General features: G+C 64.4%; 20 protein-coding genes. 11 read left to right on the top strand and 9 right to left on the bottom strand.

What is annotated here, in order from left to right; genetic code table 11:
• On the bottom strand, positions 1–207 hold a 207-nt coding region (locus JZZ72_RS23080), incomplete at its 3' end, for a hypothetical protein (protein ID WP_210015209.1).
• A gap of 430 nt (positions 208–637) precedes the next feature.
• On the bottom strand, positions 638–1,381 hold the full coding sequence (locus JZZ72_RS23075) for a hypothetical protein (RefSeq protein WP_210015208.1): 744 nt from the start codon (positions 1,379–1,381) through the stop codon (positions 638–640).
• Positions 1,382–1,673: 292 nt separating this feature from the next.
• Between JZZ72_RS23075 and JZZ72_RS23070 the strand changes: the two genes are divergently transcribed.
• The 5 genes from JZZ72_RS23070 (at position 1,674) to JZZ72_RS23050 (ending at position 7,768) form a co-directional block, all read left to right on the top strand.
• Positions 1,674–1,979 (top strand): DUF6124 family protein, encoded by a 306-nt coding sequence (locus JZZ72_RS23070; protein ID WP_078480112.1) that lies wholly within the window; start codon positions 1,674–1,676, stop codon positions 1,977–1,979.
• Between the two features lie 150 nt (positions 1,980–2,129).
• Positions 2,130–2,660: a sigma-70 family RNA polymerase sigma factor gene (locus JZZ72_RS23065; protein WP_210015207.1), complete on the top strand. Its 531-nt coding sequence runs from the start codon at positions 2,130–2,132 to the stop codon at positions 2,658–2,660.
• On the top strand, positions 2,657–3,637 hold the full coding sequence (locus tag JZZ72_RS23060) for a FecR domain-containing protein (protein ID WP_210015206.1): 981 nt from the start codon (positions 2,657–2,659) through the stop codon (positions 3,635–3,637). Before JZZ72_RS23065 ends, JZZ72_RS23060 begins: the two co-directional genes overlap by 4 nt.
• A gap of 97 nt (positions 3,638–3,734) precedes the next feature.
• Entirely contained in the window at positions 3,735–6,200 is a 2,466-nt protein-coding gene (locus JZZ72_RS23055) for a TonB-dependent siderophore receptor (RefSeq protein WP_210015205.1), read from the top strand.
• 1,406 nt (positions 6,201–7,606) lie between these two features.
• Positions 7,607–7,768 carry a DUF2986 domain-containing protein gene (locus JZZ72_RS23050; protein ID WP_078480115.1) on the top strand — a complete coding sequence of 54 codons (162 nt, stop codon included), beginning with the start codon at positions 7,607–7,609 and terminating at the stop codon, positions 7,766–7,768.
• A gap of 10 nt (positions 7,769–7,778) precedes the next feature.
• Here JZZ72_RS23050 and gcvA read toward each other — a convergent pair whose 3' ends face one another.
• Complete coding sequence (gcvA, locus tag JZZ72_RS23045) at positions 7,779–8,666, bottom strand: transcriptional regulator GcvA (RefSeq protein ID WP_210015204.1); 888 nt, start codon at positions 8,664–8,666, stop codon at positions 7,779–7,781.
• 129 nt (positions 8,667–8,795) lie between these two features.
• Here gcvA and JZZ72_RS23040 point away from each other — a divergent pair, with 129 nt between their 5' ends.
• On the top strand, positions 8,796–9,431 hold the full coding sequence (locus JZZ72_RS23040; protein WP_328825179.1) for a glutathione S-transferase family protein: 636 nt from the start codon (positions 8,796–8,798) through the stop codon (positions 9,429–9,431).
• 22 nt (positions 9,432–9,453) lie between these two features.
• On the top strand, positions 9,454–10,500 hold the full coding sequence (locus JZZ72_RS23035; RefSeq protein WP_236066321.1) for an LLM class oxidoreductase: 1,047 nt from the start codon (positions 9,454–9,456) through the stop codon (positions 10,498–10,500).
• Between the two features lie 3 nt (positions 10,501–10,503).
• Here the strand turns inward: JZZ72_RS23035 and JZZ72_RS28030 are convergent, their stop codons facing one another.
• From JZZ72_RS28030 to JZZ72_RS23025, 3 genes are all read right to left on the bottom strand, one after another.
• Positions 10,504–10,626, bottom strand: coding sequence for a hypothetical protein (locus JZZ72_RS28030; protein WP_268968945.1), 123 nt, complete (start codon positions 10,624–10,626; stop codon positions 10,504–10,506).
• Positions 10,623–11,354 carry a carbon-nitrogen hydrolase family protein gene (locus tag JZZ72_RS23030; RefSeq protein ID WP_210015202.1) on the bottom strand — a complete coding sequence of 244 codons (732 nt, stop codon included), beginning with the start codon at positions 11,352–11,354 and terminating at the stop codon, positions 10,623–10,625. The genes JZZ72_RS28030 and JZZ72_RS23030 overlap by 4 nt, the downstream gene beginning before the upstream one ends.
• Before the next feature lie 138 nt (positions 11,355–11,492).
• A complete protein-coding gene (locus JZZ72_RS23025; protein WP_043860522.1) occupies positions 11,493–11,975 on the bottom strand; it encodes an Lrp/AsnC family transcriptional regulator in 483 nt (160 codons plus the stop codon).
• 130 nt (positions 11,976–12,105) lie between these two features.
• Between JZZ72_RS23025 and JZZ72_RS23020 the strand changes: the two genes are divergently transcribed.
• Positions 12,106–13,566: an L-lactate permease gene (locus JZZ72_RS23020; protein ID WP_210015201.1), complete on the top strand. Its 1,461-nt coding sequence runs from the start codon at positions 12,106–12,108 to the stop codon at positions 13,564–13,566.
• Here JZZ72_RS23020 and JZZ72_RS23015 read toward each other — a convergent pair.
• The gene (locus tag JZZ72_RS23015) at positions 13,563–14,375 is read right to left on the bottom strand and encodes a sulfite exporter TauE/SafE family protein (protein ID WP_210015200.1); all 813 of its coding nucleotides are present in this window, start codon (positions 14,373–14,375) and stop codon (positions 13,563–13,565) included. The two genes, JZZ72_RS23020 and JZZ72_RS23015, sit on opposite strands and share 4 nt — an antisense overlap.
• Before the next feature lie 105 nt (positions 14,376–14,480).
• On the opposite strand from JZZ72_RS23015, the gene JZZ72_RS23010 reads away from it, so the two are divergent.
• The gene (locus tag JZZ72_RS23010) at positions 14,481–15,278 is read left to right on the top strand and encodes an AraC family transcriptional regulator (protein ID WP_210015199.1); all 798 of its coding nucleotides are present in this window, start codon (positions 14,481–14,483) and stop codon (positions 15,276–15,278) included.
• Position 15,279: 1 nt separating this feature from the next.
• On the opposite strand, the gene JZZ72_RS23005 is transcribed toward JZZ72_RS23010, so the two are convergent.
• Entirely contained in the window at positions 15,280–16,164 is an 885-nt protein-coding gene (locus JZZ72_RS23005; protein WP_104573111.1) for a DMT family transporter, read from the bottom strand.
• 123 nt (positions 16,165–16,287) lie between these two features.
• Between JZZ72_RS23005 and JZZ72_RS23000 the strand changes: the two genes are divergently transcribed.
• Together JZZ72_RS23000 and JZZ72_RS22995 are read left to right on the top strand one after the other, a co-directional pair.
• Positions 16,288–16,851, top strand: a complete 564-nt coding sequence (locus JZZ72_RS23000) for a helix-turn-helix domain-containing protein (protein ID WP_210015198.1) — start codon at positions 16,288–16,290, stop codon at positions 16,849–16,851.
• Between the two features lie 38 nt (positions 16,852–16,889).
• Complete coding sequence (locus JZZ72_RS22995) at positions 16,890–17,387, top strand: hypothetical protein (RefSeq protein WP_043860528.1); 498 nt, start codon at positions 16,890–16,892, stop codon at positions 17,385–17,387.
• 21 nt (positions 17,388–17,408) lie between these two features.
• On the opposite strand, the gene JZZ72_RS22990 is transcribed toward JZZ72_RS22995, so the two are convergent.
• Positions 17,409–17,891: a MaoC family dehydratase gene (locus tag JZZ72_RS22990; protein ID WP_054915335.1), complete on the bottom strand. Its 483-nt coding sequence runs from the start codon at positions 17,889–17,891 to the stop codon at positions 17,409–17,411.
• Between the last annotated feature and the right edge of the window lie 29 nt (positions 17,892–17,920).

The raw sequence follows: 17,920 nt of genomic DNA, 5'->3' as shown, positions 1-17,920 counted from the left end.
TGGATCTTCAAGCTGCGTTTGGTAGGACTCGGCGGTCGTCGCTATAAACTTTCCGCCGGGGTAGAGATTGAAGTCATAAGTAGTTTGGGGCGATGTTAATGCGGATTTTGTACCCGAGGCGGGGTCGCCGAACTTTTGGTAGTGGAAATAATTGATCTTACCTTCCATTTCGTTTTGGAGTTGTACGCTGAAGGATGTTGCACTCATGATCGATGCTCCCAGGAAAGGCACTCGGCTATGTGCTCCTGGATAGCTTGCTACGTCATTTTGCTTGTCACAACTGTCAACTTTGCCAGTTGCATCGAGCCGATCCAGCCTTGCTGCCTGAGCAATAATGCACAAGCATCCGGCCCCCGCTTCAGGGGCATTGCGCATGCCGGTGTAGAGCGTGCTGAAGCCCCCCGTGAACCTTGCGAGCTCGCAGGCAATCCAGCGAACGGGCCTCGCGCACTGCTACTGCGCCACCCGAACATCAGATGGCAGCTCCACTCAAAAAGGGAGGGTGTTGCAACGGCAATCACCCTCCTCTGTTCAACGCATGCACTACTTAAAAATGCTGACGACGCGAGAGCTGAACTAGGGTCATTTGAGTTCTGTACAGCACCCAAGCTCCCCGTTGCGCTGCCAGGGGAAAAGGTCAGTCTTCGCTTTTTGCTACGCTCACCGCCCATACGCTTCCATCGATTACCGCCACACTAGTTGACCTTCCTGGACGTAGCAGCCATGCGTACCATTTAGAGGGGTCGCCATGGCGAGGTTCGTAGTCGATCCAGCGCCGTAGTACCCCCCCTGGAAACTGCTTCGGTCCTGTATTCACCTCCCCAACCATTTGGTTGTATCTATCGATTATTGACTCGCGCTGAGATTGAACGTCTTTGTCACTTTCGTCCCCCGGAATGTCCTCCAGCGCGGCTATTACCCAGTCGGGATAAGGGGGCTCACCGTATACGCGGAGCAACCCGACAGGAAAACCTGAATTATTTGTAAATTTGAATCGAAGAAGTTTTGGATCTTCAAGCTGCGTTTGGTAGGACTCGGCGGTCGTCGCTATAAACTTTCCGCCGGGGTAGAGATTGAAGTCATAAGTAGTTTGGGGCGATGTTAATGCGGATTTTGTACCCGAGGCGGGGTCGCCGAACTTTTGGTAGTGGAAATAATTGATCTTACCTTCCATTTCGTTTTGGAGTTGTACGCTGAAGGATGTTGCACTCATGATCGATGCTCCCAGGAAAGGCACTCGGCTATGTGCTCCTGGATAGCTTGCTACGTCATTTTGCTTGTCACAACTGTCAACTTTGCCAGTTGCATCGAGCGGATCCAGCCTTGCTGCCTGAGCAATAATGCACAAGCATCCGGCTCCCGCTTCATGGGGGGTGCGCATACCGCTGTAGAACGCCTTGAATCCCCACCCCAACCCCGCTAATCTTGCGACGTCGCTGTCAATCCAGCGACCGGGCGTCGCGGCCCGCTAATGCAAAAGGCGCTACAGCGCCCCACCACTACAAATTGCAGGCGCTTTTTTTGTGCCTGCTTTCTGTGTAATGGCGGCTGTGCGTGGGAGACCTTCGGGTCTGCCGAGTTCCTTTTGCCTCGGTCCGCGAACCCGCGTACAGCTGCCACCCCATTCGCGTCGCGGCGAACGGTGGCAGCTCCACTGCAGAAGGAGCACCACAATGAGTAAAATCGTTCCCGATCCGCCAGCTACTCCCCGCCGCAAACCCACCTACACCGCCTTCGGCTGTTGCAACGGCAATCACCCGCCCCTGTTTTCAGTCTGCGAAGGCATCGAGCTGGAAGACGCCCTGGTTCACCTGTCGCTCCAGATCCAATGCGCCAAGGACACCACCGCCCAAGCCTGCGAACGCGCCGACGAGCAGTTCAAGACGCTGCTGATCGCCGCACAGCAATCGCTGGAAATGAGCACCGTACTGATCGACACCGTGCTGGACGGCATGGAAGCAAACGCGGCACCCGAGTAACGACGCAACACACGGGCCGCACACGCGGCCTACCGAGCTCGCTCCGCCCACCAAAACCCCACCTGCCCCCCCACATCACGCACTCTCCCCTTGCTGTCCACGGCCCACTGGCACTAGGATGCGACAAATTCTCAAATGCACCTGGCTATCATGCTGAGGTTTTCCGTGTCGTCGCCATCCACTTCCCGCACCCCTCATGCCGATGTTCGTGCGCTGTACATCAACCATCACGCCTGGTTGCTGGGCTGGTTGCGCAAGCGCATGCGCCACGGCGACCACGCGGCGGACCTGGCCCAGGACATCTTCGTGCACATCCTCGGCAAGCCGGAGCAGCTGCAGCAGTTGCGTCAGCCGCGTGCCTGGTTGAGCACCGTGGCCCACGGGCTGCTGGTGGATCGCGTGCGCCGCCAGCGGGTCGAGCGGGCGTATCTGGAGGCCATCGCACACCTGCCCGAAGCCGAGGTGCCGTCGCCCGAGTCGCAGCTGATACTGCTGGAAACCCTGGCCCGTGTGGACGCCCTGCTCAACGGCCTGCCGCCCAAGGTGCGCATGGCCTTTCTGCTGTCGCGCCTGGAGGGCCTGAGCTACAAGGAGATCGCCGAGCGCCTGGCGGTAAGCCTGAGTTCGGTGGAGAAGTACATGGCCAGCGCCATTCGCCATTGCTACCTGGCCCAGCGATGAGCCGCCCGCCATTGCCCGAACTGCCCGACAACGTTCTGGACCAGGCCATCGGCTGGCTGGTGCGCATCGAGTCCGACGGCGCCAACCCGCAGCTGCTGGAGGCCTGCCAACGCTGGCGTCAGGCGCACGCGCTGCATGAGGTGGCCTGGCAAGCGCTGCAAAAAAGCGATGCCACCTTCCAGGGCCTGGCCGCACTGCCCGGCTCGGTGGCGCGGGACACGCTGCAACGCCTGCAAGGCGGTCGTCACAGCCGGCGCCAGGCGCTCAAGCTGCTGGGCGTGGGGCTGCTGGCCAGCGGCGTTACCGGCTGGTCGATGCGTGACAGCACGCTGGTGCCCTGGGGCGCAGACTACGCCACCGAGGTGGGCGAGCGCCGTCAGTTCGTGCTGGATGACGGCACCCGCCTGCAACTGAACACAGCCAGTGCAGTGGACGTGCAATTCACCGCCCAGCGCCGGTTGATCGTGCTGCGGCGCGGCGAAATCTTTATCGACACCGGCAAGGACGCCGCCACGACGGGCGGGCGTCGCAGCTTCTGGGTCAGCACGCGGCATGCACAGTTGCAGGCCATCGGTACGGCCTTTGCGGTGCGTGATGAAGCCAGCGGCACGCGGTTGCGGGTCGAGGATGGGGTGGTGGCGATTCAGGGCAAGGGCCAGCCGGTGATGGTTGCCGCCGGGGAGCAATACCTGATCGATGCAATCGGCAGCCAGCGGGTCGAAACCAGCACCCTCGACGCCAGCGCCTGGGCGCGCGGGCAACTGGTGGCCAAGCGCATGCAACTGCGCGAGCTGACCGCAGAACTGGCGCGCTATCGCCACGGCTGGCTGCGCTGCGACCCGGCCATCGCGCACCTGGAGGTGTCGGGCGTGTTCCAGCTCGATGACATCGACCAGGCCCTCAGCGCCCTGAGCGATTCGCTGCCGGTGCGGGTGGAACGCTTTACCCCGTTATGGACCCGTATCGTCGCCCGGTAAGGCTGATGAGAAGAAATCTCAAAAACTTTTACGGGTTTTGCCGCCCTCTTCGACAGACAGGCAATACACCTCGTCATTCGAAAGGAGCACGCCGTCCATGTCTTCTGCTTTTATCCCCACCCGGCCTTTGCAGCGCAGCGTGCTGGCACTGACCCTGCGCAGTATGTTGCTGGCCGGTGCCACCAGCGTGTCGTTGGCCAGCGTGGCCGCGCAGGCCGCCGAGGCAAGCAGCCGCCACTACGAGCTGGCGGCAGGCCCGCTGGAAGAATCGCTCAACAGCTTTGCCCAGGTGGCCGGCATCAGCCTGCCGTTCGACCCGGCGCTGGTGCAGGGCAAGCGCGCCCCGGCACTGCGTGGGGACTATGCCGTGCAGGATGGCCTCGAACGCCTGCTGGCCGGCAGCGGCCTCACGGTTACCCGCACCGCCAGCGGCAATTACCTGCTGATTGCCCGTAGCCAAAGCGCAGATGCCCTGGAACTGGGCGCCACCACCATCAGCGGCCTGGGCCTGGGCTCGACCACCGAGCACAGCGGTTCGTACACCACCGGCGCCATGCAGACCGCCACCAAGCTGCCGCTGTCGCTGCGCGAAACACCGCAGTCGGTCACGGTGATTACCCGCCAGCGCATGGACGACCAGGGCATGCGCAGCCTCGACGACGTGGTGCAGGCCACGCCCGGGCTGCGCCTGTCGGCCGCGCGCCCGGCCAACAGCGAGTTCTTCGCCCGCGGCTTCCCCATCACCAACCTGATGTTCGACGGCCTGCCCACCACCTACAACGCAGACTGGGTGGCCACCGCCGACCTGGCCCCCTATGACCGCGTCGAAGTGGTGCGCGGCGCCACCGGCATGATGCAAGGGGCCGGCAACCCGTCGGCCGCCATCAACATGGTGCGCAAGCGCCCTACCCAGGCGTTCCAGGCCAGCGTGACCGGCAGCGCCGGCAGCTGGGACAACTACCGCAGCGAGCTGGATGTGTCCGGCCCGCTGAACGACAGCGCCAGCGTGCGTGGCCGCATCGTCGGCGCGTACAACGACAAGGGCAGCTATCAGGATTACGCCGGGCGCGAGCGCGGGGTGTTCTACGGCATCAGCGAGTTCGACCTCACCGACAGCACCACCCTGACCGTGGGCGCGTCCGACCAGAACGACAATAACAACATCAACTGGGGCGGCCTGCCGGTGAACCCCGATGGCAGCCACATGGGCTTTTCTCGCTCCAAGACCTTCGGCTACAGCTGGTCGCACCAGGACGTCGAGAACAAGACGGTGTTCGTCGAGCTCGACCAGCGCTTCGACAACGACTGGCGCCTTCACCTGGGCGCGTCGAAAAACTGGTCCGAATTCAAGATGATGGGCGGCGTGCTGGAGCGCAACAACGACGCCACCTACCGCCAGCGCATCTTCAACCAGAACCGCGACTTCGATCAGTTCACCTACGATGTCTACGCCACAGGCCCGTTCACACTGCTGGGGCGCGAGCATGAACTGGTGGTCGGCGCCAGCAAGCGCCAGCTCAAGACCGAAGCCACCGGCGGCACGGTGTTCGTCGATGTGCCGGACATCAACCGCTTCAACCCGGGCGGGCTGGCCAGACCGAACGTGCCGGACATCTACTCCATCGACGACAAGGTCGATCAGGAAGGCCTCTACCTCACCACGCGCTGGAACCTGGCCGACCCGCTGAAGGTGATACTCGGTGCGCGCCTGGACTGGTACGACGCCACGGCCATCTATGACCAGATCAACGACCAGTACTACACCTCGGGCAAGACCAAGGTGGTGCGCAACGTCACCCGTTATGCCGGGGTTATCTATGACCTGGACGACAACCATTCGGTGTATGCCAGCTACACCGATATCTTTCAGCCGCAGACCGAGAAGGACGGCCAAGGCAAAGGCATCGAGCCTATTACCGGCGAAAACTACGAAGTGGGTATCAAGGGTGAGTATTTTGGCGGCGCGCTGAATGCCAGTGCTTCGCTGTTCCAGATCGACCAGCTCAACCGCGCGGCAGAGGTGGCGGATGCAAGCCTGTGCAAGGTCATCCCGGTGGGTAGCTACGGGTGCTATGAAGCGGCCGGCAAGGTGCGCAGCCAGGGCATCGAGTTCGAGATCAATGGTGCGCTGACGCCCAACTGGCAAGTGGGCGCCGGCTATACGTTCGCCCAGGCCAAGTACGAGAAGGATGCCGACAAGGCCAAGGAAGGCCGGCTGTTCGACACCGACCTGCCGCGTCATATGTTCAAGGCCAGTACCACGTACCAGTTGCAGGGTGATCTGAAGCAGTGGCGTGTGGGGGCCAACCTCTATAGCCAGAGCGCGACCTTCAACAAGGGCAGCAATGTGTTCGGCAACTACCATGTCGAGCAGGAGGCGTATGCGCTGGTCGGGTTGATGGCGGGTTACCAGGTCAACAAGCATCTGGACACGCAGTTGAACATCAACAACGTGTTCGACAAGAAGTACTACCAGGGCATCGCCAGCAACTCCACGTGGAGCCCATATGACGTGTTTGGCGACCCGCGCAACTTGATTGTTACGGCGAAGTACAGCTTCTGATGATGCGCCGGGGTCAGCGTGATTGCCGGCGTATGCAGATTGACTGATGCACCGTGCATTCAGGCGTTGTGACCGCTTTGCGCTCGATTCGCGGGTCAAGCCCGCTCCCACGCCCTGCGGGCAGAAGCGGATTATGCATGGCTCGATGATCTGTTTCGGGCCGCCAGGCCGTAAGAGCGGGCCTTGCCCCGCGATCTGGTGCGTAGCGCCAGTAAAACCTGCACACGCGGTCTGCCTGATACACCGCGCACTCAGGCGTTGCGACCGCTTCGCGCTCGATTCGCGGGTCAAGCCCGCTCCCACGCCCTGCGGGCAGAAGCGGATTATGCATGGCTTGATGATCTGTTTCGGGCCGCCAGGCCGTGGGAGCGGGCCTTGCCCCGCGATCTGGTGCGCAGCGCCAGTAAAACCTGCACATGCGGTTCGCCTGACACACCGCGCACTCAGGCGTTGCGACCGCTTTGCTCTCGTTCGCCGGCAACGCCGGCTCCTACGCCCTTCGGGCAGATTCTGCCTCTGGCCGCCAGGGCGTAGGAGCGGGCCTTGCCCCGCGATCTGGTGCGCAGCGCCAGTAAAACCTGCACATGCGGTCTGCCTGATACACCGCGCACTCAGGCGTTGCGACCGCTTCGCGCTCGTTCGCCGGCAACGCCGGCTCCTACGCCCTTCAGGCAGATTCTGCCTCTGGCCGCCAGGCCGTAGGAGCAGACTTGACCCGCGATCTGGCGCGCAGTGCCAGCAAAACCTGCACATGCAGTTTGCCTGATACACCGCGTACTCAGGCCTTGCGACCGCTTCGCGCTCGTTCGCCGGCAACGCCGGCTCCTACACCCTGCGCAGACTCCGCTTCTGGCCGCCAGGCCGTGGGAGCGGGCTTGACCCGCGATCTGGTGCGTAGCGCCAGCAAAACCTGCACATGCAGTTTGCCTGATACACCGCGTACTCAGGCCTTGCGACCGCTTCGCGTTCGTTCGCCGGCAACGCCGGCTCCTACGCCCTTCGGGCAGATGCTGCCTCTGGCCGCCAGGCCGTAGGAGCGGGCCTTGACCCGCGATCTGGTGCATAGCGCCAGCAAAACCTGCACGTGCGGTTTGCCTGACACACCGCGCACTCAGGCGTTGCGACCGCTTCGCGCTCGTTCGCCGGCAACGCCGGCTCCTACGCCCTTCGGGCAGACTCCGCCTCTGGCCGCCAGGCCGTAGGAGCGGGCCTTGACCCGCGATCTGGTGCGCAGCACCAGCAAAACCTGTGCACGCGCCCTCAAAGCCCCCCACGCACAACGCTCACGCTTGCAGCGCAACCTTTAGTAAACTCGCCCCACCGGCAATACCGGCAAGGCTCTGCAGAACACCTGCAACCTCCCCGCCATCGCACCGCTTTCAAGCATCTACAGGCCCAGCAGAACCATGAACCGCCAAAAGAAGATCAAGCAGATACTCAAGGCCAACGCCAAGAAGGCCAGCGCCAAGCTGGCCCCCAAAAGCAAACCCAAATACATCTGCAAGGCCGACCGACTGAAGCTGGCTGCAGAAGCCGCCGAAACCCCGACCCCCGCCGCCGAAGGCTGAGCCACACCTGTCACGCAGCGCCCGCCTGCTGTATTATCCACTCGATGAACGCCTGCACCTGCGACCGCTTCAAGGCCTCTTTGCGCGTTACCAGGTAGTACGCAAATCGCGACGGCCACGGCCTGTCCAGCGCCACCACCAGCCTGCCGTTGTGCAGATCTTCCTGGGCATGGTTGTCCTGCACCAAGGCAATGCCCTGCCCGCTCGCCGCCGCGCGCAGCAGCAACAGGTCTTCATCGTAACTGGCACCGCGCTGGCTACGGCTGTCAGCCTCCACGCCATGCGCTTGCAGCCACAGCGGCCAATCCGCTCGCTCGGTGTCGTGCAGCAACGGGTAGTTCAGGCAATCCTGCGGGCTGTTGATCGGCGGCCCCTCGGCCAGCAGCCGAGGGCTGGCCACCGGTAGCAGCACCGGCGCCATCAGTGGGATCGACTCCAGCCCCGGGTACTGGCCCAGGCCATGGCGCAGCGCAATGTCGATGCGCTCGCGCTGAAAGTCCACCAGCCTTGCCGACGCCTCCACCCGCACTTCGATGTCAGGATGCCGGGCACTGAAGTCACCCAGGCGCGGCACCAGCCAGGTGGACGCGAACGACGGCACGGTGCTGATGGTAAGCGTTTGCTCGTGGGTGAACGACTCAAGTTCGAGCAGCGCGTTCTCGATCTGCCCAAAGCCCCGCGACAACCCGGGGAAAAGACGTGCGCCGGCATCGCTGAGCTGCACCCCATGCCGCCCCCGTAGCAGCAGCGTGACGCCCAGACGTTCTTCCAGCTGGCGGATCTGCTGGCTGATGGCGCCGGGGGTGACGCCCATGTGCTCGGCCGCCGCCTTGAGGCTGCCCAGCCGTGCAGCTTCGGTAAAGGCGCGCAGCGCCAGCAAGGGTAGAACGGCGCCCATGGCGTATTCCCTGGTTTAGAAAATCTAAAGTCAAAGCGCAGGACTAATCGTTTTAGTCCCAGGCAATCACTCACTAGCATGGCACCCACACCACGCAACAAGCATTAGTCTGCCTGAGGTATGTGCCCTGTGTCCGATCCTGACCTGATTCTCTACACCGACAGTTCGCCAAACGGCTTCAAGATCACCATCGCCCTGGAAGAAATGGGCCTGCCCTACAGCCTGCGCCATGTGCGCATCGATGAGGGCGAGCACCAGCGGCCCGAGTTTCTTGCGCTCAACCCGCACGGTCGCATTCCGGTGCTGATCGACCGCGCCACTGGCATCACCCTGTTCGAGTCCGCCGCCATCCTGCTGTACCTGGCGGACAAGAGCGGCCAGTTGCTTGACCACGACGCTCCCGAGCGCTGGGCATGCATCACCTGGCTGATGTTTCACAGCGCCAGCATGGGGCCGTTGCTGGGCCAGCGCGTGCACTTCGAATGCTTCGACACCGTGCCCAACCCTGCCGCCATCCAGCGCTACAGGACCCTCACCGAAGCCACCTTCGTCACCCTCGATCAGCACCTGGCAAACCAGCCGTGGCTGGGTGGCGCCACCTATTCGATTGCAGACATCGCCACCTTCGCCTGGCTGCATATCGCGCAGCTGGTGGGCTTCGACTTCAGCCAGCAGCCCTGGTTGAGCCAATGGTACGCGCAGGTAGAGCAGCGCCCTGCGGTACAACGCGGCATCCGCCTGCCCGCCCCTGCCACCGGCCCATGAACCCCGACACCAAGGAACAGGCATGAACACCATGACCCACCCCACTGCACCCGCCGTCACCTGCGGCGCGAACGCCGAAGCCTTCGCCCACCACCCCGGCTACCGGCGCATGTTCGCCGCCGATCACCTGACACTGGGCATCTTTCTGCCACTGCGCTTCTACCAGGGCGACATGGCGGTGCTTCACGCCCAGGCGCAGCGTGTGAGCGAGATCGAGCGCCTGGGCTTTGCTGCCGTATGGGTTCGCGACGTGCCCTTGTTCGACCCGGCCTTCGGCGATGCCGGCCAGGTGTTCGACCCCTTCGTGTACCTGGGCTACCTGGCCGCCCATACCCGGCACATCGCGCTGGTCACCGGCAGCGCCATCTTCACCTTGCGCCACCCCATCGACCTGGCCAAGTCTGCCGCCAGCCTCGATCGCCTGTCGGGCGGCCGGTTGGTGATGGGCATCGCGTCGGGGGACAGGGCCGTGGAGTTCCCGGCCTACGGCCTGGCCCATGACCAGCGCGGTGAGCGCTTTGCCCACAGCGTGGACTACTTTCGGCAATTGCTGGCGCAGGGCCCTGCGACCATCCGCTCGCCGCTGGGCCAGACGAACGGCACGCAGCTACTGCCACAACCGGTCACCGGGCGCATTCCGCTGATCGTGACGGGGTCGTCGCGTCAATCCCTGCAGTGGCTGGGTGAGCAGGCCGATGGCTGGCTGACCTACCCGGACGCCACCCACACGGCGCAGGGCCCGCTTCGCCTGGCAGAAAAGGTTCGGGCGTGGCGCTCGCAGATCCCCAACGGCGGGTTTCGCCCGCACATGACCAACGAGTGGATCGACCTGGACGAAGACCCCGACTTCCCGCGCACGCCGTTGCAAGGTGGGTATGTGCTCAAGACCGGGCGCAACGGGCTGATCGCGTTGCTTGGCGAATGGAAGGCAGCGGGCGTCAATCATGCGGCGCTGGGCATTCAGATGGCCCGGCGGCCGGTTGACGAGGTCATTCAGGAATTGGCCGAAGAAGTGTTGCCGCTGTTCCCCACCTTGCAAGGGCCAGCGCCGCTGGCCCAGGGGTGGTAGCACTTATCCGGCGCAGGGGTAGCCCGTTTCGACAGCCGAGGCCACCGCCTCGGCAAAGTCCAGGTCCGGGTTGAGCGCGGCCACCAGGTCGGTGGTCGACGAATTGGGGTGGCGATGGTGATTCAAGCCAGGCTGACAGTACCCGCTTCTCCCGTGCGTGTGTCATATGCGACCAGGGCTTGCCGGGTGGCGTCGGCAGTGCAGACGCGCTCGCCATTCGGGTTCCAGACCGCGGACTGGCCTGCACCGATGAAGTTGTCGGCGGGGCCTACGCAGTTGGCCATGATCACGGTCATGCCATGCTTGCGGGCCATTGCCGGGTAATGGTTGCAGGCCAGGTCCACGCCCTTCTGCGACTTGGCCACGCTGGCCAGGTACACCTGGGCACCTGCCGCGGCGGCCTGGGATGCATGGGCGGGTTGCAAGGATTCATAGCAGATCGCGGGCACCAGAACATGCCCGCCCTGGCGGAACACCTGCTGCTGGGTACCGGGCGTGAAAAAAGGCAGTTCGTCGGCGTGCAGAAGCTGCTTGGAATACACCGCACATGGCAGCCCTGGCTGGAAGGCGATCATGCTGATCTGGGTGCCCTCCCTCCCCTGGGTTGGCGCACCCACGGCGATGAGCAGGGTGTAGCGATCGCTCAAGGCCTGGAACGCATCGAGGCGGCTGTCGGTGGGCGCCATCGCCAGGCCACCGGCCAGTTCGGGTTCGTAGCCGGTCAGCGAAAGTTCGGGGAAGACCACCGCATCGGCTCCCTGGCTTGCGGCGGCGTGGATAGCGTCGATGTGTTGGGCGAGGTTCTTTTCGACATCCCCCGGGGTGGCCGAGATTTGCGCAGCGATCAGCTTCATTCGAGTCTCATGTCCCTTTGTCGACGCGGGCCTATGCTGCACCAACATCGTTACCTTGGAAAGTGTGCGGTGTATCAGGCTGATCGCGTCGCAGGTTCTGCTGGCGCTGCGCGCCAGATCGCGGGGCAAGGCCCGCTCCTACAGGCTGGGCACCTGCAACCCGACCTTCACCCGGTCCAGCGCCACAATGGTCTTGAACCAGGTGACATTGGCGTTCTCGGCAAACAACCGCCGCGCCAACGCCTGGTACTCCTGCATGCTGGCCACGGTCAGCACCAGCACGAAATCCACCTCGCCAGTGACGTAGTAGCACTGCTGCACTTCAGGCACCGCAAAGTGCGCCTTCATGGCCTCCAGCGCATCGAGGCTGGTGCGCTCGGCCATCACCTCCACGATGATGGTGATCGGCCGACCCACCGCAGTAGGGTCGACGACGGCGACATTGGCGGTGATGACGCCCCGCTCCTCCATGCGCTTGATGCGCCGCTGCACCGCCGCCGTGGACAGGTTGACCTGCTCGGCCACCAACCGCAGCGGCACGGTGTTGTCGCGCTGCACCAGGTCAAGAATGGCGCGGTCGAACTTGTCCAGCGGCTCAGCCGCTACATCGTGAATGGCCATGGAAACCCTGCGAGAAATTTTCTCGAAAACTACCAGAAATCCGCGCCCCTTTATCTGACAGCGAGAAATATTATCGAGCCCCAGCCTGCAGCCGCAGCCCTGGTCGGGACTCACACAGGATATTGCTCGCATGCTCGCACTGTTTCATCTGTCGCCCGTGCTGCTGGTCACGGCCATGCTGGTGGTGCTGCGCCGCCCACCCGTGCATGCCGCCATCGCCGGTACGCTGCTGGTAATGGTGCTGTGGCTGGTCGGTGCTGCCGATACGTGGCGCCTGGGCAGCCTGGTGGCGGCCGCCCAGGACACTGCCGTGCTGTTTGCCAGCACCGCGTTCGTGATCGTACCGGGGCTGGCCTTCGTGATCTTCATCGAGCGCCTGGGCGTGAACCTGGCATTCAGCCAGTGGGTACGCTCGCTCGGGCTCGGGCGCGGCGACCAGGTGGTGTTCATCGTGCTCGGGCTGGCCCCGTTGCTCGAAGCCATGACCGGCTTTGGCGTGTCGTTGATCGCCACCGTGCCGCTGCTGCTCAGCCTGTTCGACCGCCGGGTGGCGCTGCGTATCGCGTTGGCCGGCATGGCGATCATGCCGTGGGGCACGCTGGGCCTGGCATCGGTGATCGGCGCTTCCCTGGCCCATCTGGACGCTGCGACGCTGGCAGCCACCTCGGCACTGACCAGCGCACCGGTGTTTCTCGCGCTCGGGGCGATGGCGCTGTACCTGGCCGAGGTTCGCACCTTGCGCGAATGGACTGTGCTGGGCGCTGGCTGGCTGGTATTCGTGGGGGTGCTCTACAGCAGCAGCCGCGGGTTGGGGCCGGAGGTAGCCGGCGTGGCGGCGGGCCTGGTGAGCGCAGCCGCCGTATTGGCCAACGGGCTGTGGCGCCTGCGCAACCACGGCGGCACACGCGGGGCGCGACAATGGCCGCGCCAGGCGTGGCCTTACCTGGTGCTGATCACCAGCATCGTCGCACTCAAGGCGCTGTGGGCCATCACCGGCTGGCAGAACCTGTGGGTCGTCCAGGGCGCGCAGGTCACCTGGAAGCCGCTCGCCTCTCCGGGCGTGGCACTGATCCTGGTGCTGGTGGGCCTGGGGTTTCACGCGCGAAGCGCACCGTCCCTGCCGGTGCCGGGCACCCGCATCGGCACCGCACTGCTGGCCCGGGCGAAGCGGCCCCTGCTGACGATCTTCTTTTTTCTCGCCATGTCGCAGTTGATGGTCAAGGCCGGCTTTCTGGCGGGCCTGATGCAGCTGCTGACCGGCCTGGCACCGTCCGCCGCCTCGTTGCTGGTCGCCCTGCTGGGCGGGTTGTCCGGCTATATGACCGGCTCGAACGTGGGCGGCAATGCGATCTTCATGCCCGCCATCGCCATGCTGCCCGAACACGGCCGCCTGTTGCTCGCGGCGGTGCAGAACAGCGCGGCGGGGCATGCGGCGCTGGGCTCGCTGTCGATCGTGATGCTGATCCTGGGCCTGGCCAGAACCAGCACCAGTGAAGAAGGCGAACTGGTGCGCTTCGGCTTTGCGCTGGTGTGCCTCAACACGGCACTGGTCGCGCTGGCTGCGGTGTTGCTGAGCGTCTGGCTGGGCTAGTCAGCAACCACCATCACCACCAGCACTACCCCCAGCAGGGCCAGGTAGCACTTCACATGCAGCGCGTCGGGCATGCGCCCGATCCACGGCGCGGCCAGGCGAATGCCGCACCACGAGCCAAGCACCAGCACGGCCAGGGCACGCACGTCGATATAGCCGGCAAACCAGGGCCCCAGCACTTCGGTGCGCCACGCAAGCACGGCGTAGGCGGCAGTACCGGCAATCGCCATCGGCAGCGACAGCGGGTTGGCCGACGCCGTCGCCACGGCCATGCTCGCCCCACGCCTGCGCATCAGCGGCACGCTCATCACGCTGCCGCCTACACCCAGGAATGCAGCCACGGCGCCCATGCCGACACCGATCACGGCGCTGGCTCGACGGCCCAGCGGGCGCATGCCATCGCTTGTGCTCACGGTAAACCCCGGGCGCAACACGGCATCAAGAATGGTCAGGCCAAGGTAGCCGATGAACAGCCAGCGTATCCACGCCCCTTGCACCTGCGTGGCGGCCCATGCGCCCAGCACTGCACCCAGCGCAACGTAACCCAGCAACGGCCGCACCACCGGCCACTGCAAGGTGCGCGCACGGGCATGGCGCAAGGTCGAAAGGCCTGCGCCGAAGATCATCGCCGCCGTGGAGGTGGCCACGGCGATATGCATCGCGGCCTCGCCGATGGCCGACCCCGGCGCATGGCTCACACTGATAAGGGTGAACAGCAGCGGCACCGCCACAAAGCCGCCACCAAAGCCGAACAGCACAGTCGTCACACCGGCTACCACACCGAACGCACACAGCAGAAACCAGAACATGCATCGCTTCCAACACAAGGGGGAAGCCACACGTTAACGGCCAGACATGTGGCCAGCCCTCGCGAATTGGCCAATAATCCTCGCGTTCCGGCCAAGGTGCTTCACATGCTCAATGTTCCGCTCGCCAGCGTCGACGCCGTCGCCCGCCCGGTGCTCGCCATCGGTACCGACTACCCGCCCGACACACTGCTGCCCACCCATGTACATCGGCGCGCACAGTTTCTGTATGGCATGAGTGGCCTGATGGAGGTCCAAACCCAGGACGGCAGCTGGGTGATTCCGCCCGGTAGCGGGGTGTGGATACCCGCCGGCAAGCCGCACCAGGTGCTGATGCGCGGGGTGAGCACCCGCAGCCTGTACATTGAGCCGGCGCATCCGGTGCGTGATACCTCGCAGTGCCAGGCCCTGGTGGTCTCGCCCCTGCTCCATCACCTGTTGCTGGCCACGGCGCACGTACCCGCACTGTATGAAACACACGGTCGCGACGGGCATCTGATTCAGTTGGTACTGCACGAGCTGCGCAGCGCGCCGAGCCTGGCGCTGTTCGCACCCTTGCCAAACGACCCGCGGCTGGCCGAACTATGTCGCAACTTCCTGCGCCAACCCCGCATCGACACCAGCGCCGAGTCCTGGGCAAGTGCCCTGCATTGCAGTGCAAGAACCTTCAGCCGCCTGTTCCGCCAGCAAACCGGGCTTTCATTCGGCACCTGGCGCCAGCAGGCCTGCCTGATGGCTGCCGTCACCCGCCTGGCGGCCGGCGCCTCGGTCACACGGGTCGCGCTGGAGCTGGGCTACGACAGCCCCAGCGCCTTTTCCAGCATGTTCCACCGCCAATTGGGCGCCCCGCCCAGTGTTTACCTGGCCACGCTCGACCAGTGCGGCCCAGGGCACGCGGTGGTCTAACTCAGGTATTCAGGGCCGGCTTTGAGCCCAGGCGCCAGCCCAGGTTCATGCCGGCCGCCGCCAGCAATATGGCCAGCGCCCCGGCTGCCTGCAGCCCGCTGAGGGGGTGATCGAAGGCCAGCCAGTCGACCAGGATGGCCACCGCCGGGTACAGAAACGACAGGGCGCCGATCAGCGCCGTGGGCAGTTTCTGGATGGCGCCGTACAGCAGGGTCGACATCAGCCCGGTATGCACCGCGCCAATGGTCAGCAGGTAGGCCCAGGCCTGGGGCTGCGCGGTCATGTCCGGCACCTGCGCCCAAGGCCAGAGCATGGCCGCGCCCACCAGCAGCTGCACCAGCACGATCAGGTGCGGCGGCACGCCCTGCAGGCGCTTGGCGATGATCGCCGCAATCGCGTACAGCAAGGCCGACGCCAGCGCGAGCATCACACCTATCAGGTAGTTTTCCCCGGCCGCCCCCGTCTTGGCCGTCACAATCAGCAGCATGCCGACAAACGCCAGGCCCAACCAGCCTGCACCACTGGCCGAAATCCGCTCGCCGAACAGCAGCACGCCCAGCCCCACCAGCATGAAGGGTTGCGTGTGGTAGACCACCGTGGCCACCGCGATGGAGGCCTGGCTGTAGGCGCTGAACAGCAGCAGCCAGTTGCAGGCCAGCGCAACGCCACCCAGCAGCATCCACCCCCACTGCGCGCGGGTCGGGCGCAGCGTGCCAAACACCCCCAACGCCCAGCACGCCAGGGCCATCACGGCGGCGCCGAACAGGCAGCGCCAGAACACCATCGACGAAGGCGACTGGCCCGACTGCACCACGAACCAGCCGACAGTGCCAGAAATGCACATGGCGGTGACCATTTCGAGGGTGCCGCGTGAACGTGCATTCATGGCGCGCGGTGTCCCGTCGAGGCAAAAACAGAAGGCTGTGTCATCGAACAAAATCCATCAAAACGAACAAGTGGGTGCCATAATGTCCGCCGCCCTCTCTCCCAGTCAACTCATAACGAACAAATGACCATTATATCGAACGATGCGCCGATCATGATTCTGGCCCAGGCCATCAGGCGCGAGCGCTTGCAGTCGGGGATGTCCGTCAGCGATCTGGCGCGCCGCGCCGGCGTGGCCAAATCCACGCTATCGCAGCTGGAGTCCGGCCTTGGCAACCCCAGCATCGAGACCCTGTGGGCGCTGGCCACGGCACTGGGCATTCAGGTCACGCGGTTCTTCGAGCAGCCGGCGCAGACGGTCACGGTGATTCGCGCAGGCGAAGGTGCGGCGTTCAAGGCCGACGACGCCGACTACGCGGCGACCCTGCTCGCCGACTGCCCGCCCGGCATACGCCGGGACCTGTACCGCGTGCATGCCCAGCCCGGGCAGCCGCACCATTCCCAGGCGCACCCGGCGGGCACTTTCGAGCATGTATTCGTGTGCCAGGGGGCCGCCAGCGCAGGCCCGGCCAGTGCACCGGTGCTGTTGCATGCCGGCGACTACCTGCGCTACCCGGCCAACCAGCCCCATGTGTTCGAAGCCTTGGAGCCCGATACCGTTGCTGTCATGCTGATCGAGCACAGCTGAAGCAACTGCCTGCCCTATCCCTCAGGACCCCCACCCCCATGACCAACCACAGAATCGAGCTGTCAAACGGATGGATCGCCGAGTTTGCCAACCAGGGCGAGTTCCGCATGGATGCCGAAGGCTGGAACCTGGTGCTGCACGGGCCGCAGGGGCAATCCATCCAGTACTTCAACGACCAGATCGTGCTGGTGAACGATGACGACGGCACGCAGGCCAAGGCGTGCCTGCAGCTGTCGGAGGACGGCGTCTACGGTTACCTGAGCACCTCGGTGGGCACCGGCTGGGTGATCGACTTTGCCCGCGGCATGCTTGCCCCGCACCGGGTGGATATTCGTCACTACCACGACGGCTACGACGAGAGCATCGCATTGACCGAGCAGCCGGCCTTCCAGCGTGCACGCCAGTACATTCAGGTGAAGGGGCGATTCGTGTACCTCACCTTCCCGTTCATCCGCGAGGCGGAGTTCCCCAAGGTGTGGGAGCAGTACGTGGCGATCCGTCGGCGCCAGCTGGACGAGCTGTACTTTCGCAATTGAACCCTGCCGCGTGCCGGCGCCTTAGGCACCTGCCGCAGCCAGGTTGCCGGGGTCGCCCTCGGCCAACAGCTGCGCCATGCGTTCACGCGCCGCTGCGTTCGGCAACACCCCGGTGGTCATGCCTTCCAGCACGGTTTCGCCCTGCGCGTTGACGATGCTCAACTGCGCCCGCGCATGCCCGCGCTCGTCCTTGTCCACGATCAGCCAGTGGCAGGTGATTGCATCGCCGGCATACACCGGCCGCTTGAACTCGAAGCTCATGCTGGTCGCCAGCCAGCCGATCTGCCCGCCGATCTCGGTCACCAGGCTGGCCGTCAGCAGGCCATGGGAGATGATCGACCTGAACCTGCGCAGTTCGGCCGAGGCGGCATCGTAGTGCACGGGGTTGTAGTCCCGCGAAAGCTGCGCAAAGCAGCGGATGTCCTCATCGGTGAAGCACCGGGTCACGCTCAGTTGCGCCCCCACCTCCAGGCCCTGTACGGCCCGTGCTCTCAAGCTCTTCATGGCACTCCCCCTGTTCGATTGCCGCGTAC

The sequence above is a fragment of the Pseudomonas palmensis genome, assembly GCF_017848315.1.
Classification (GTDB): domain Bacteria; phylum Pseudomonadota; class Gammaproteobacteria; order Pseudomonadales; family Pseudomonadaceae; genus Aquipseudomonas; species Aquipseudomonas palmensis.
This window is presented reverse-complemented; position numbering and strand designations above follow the sequence as displayed.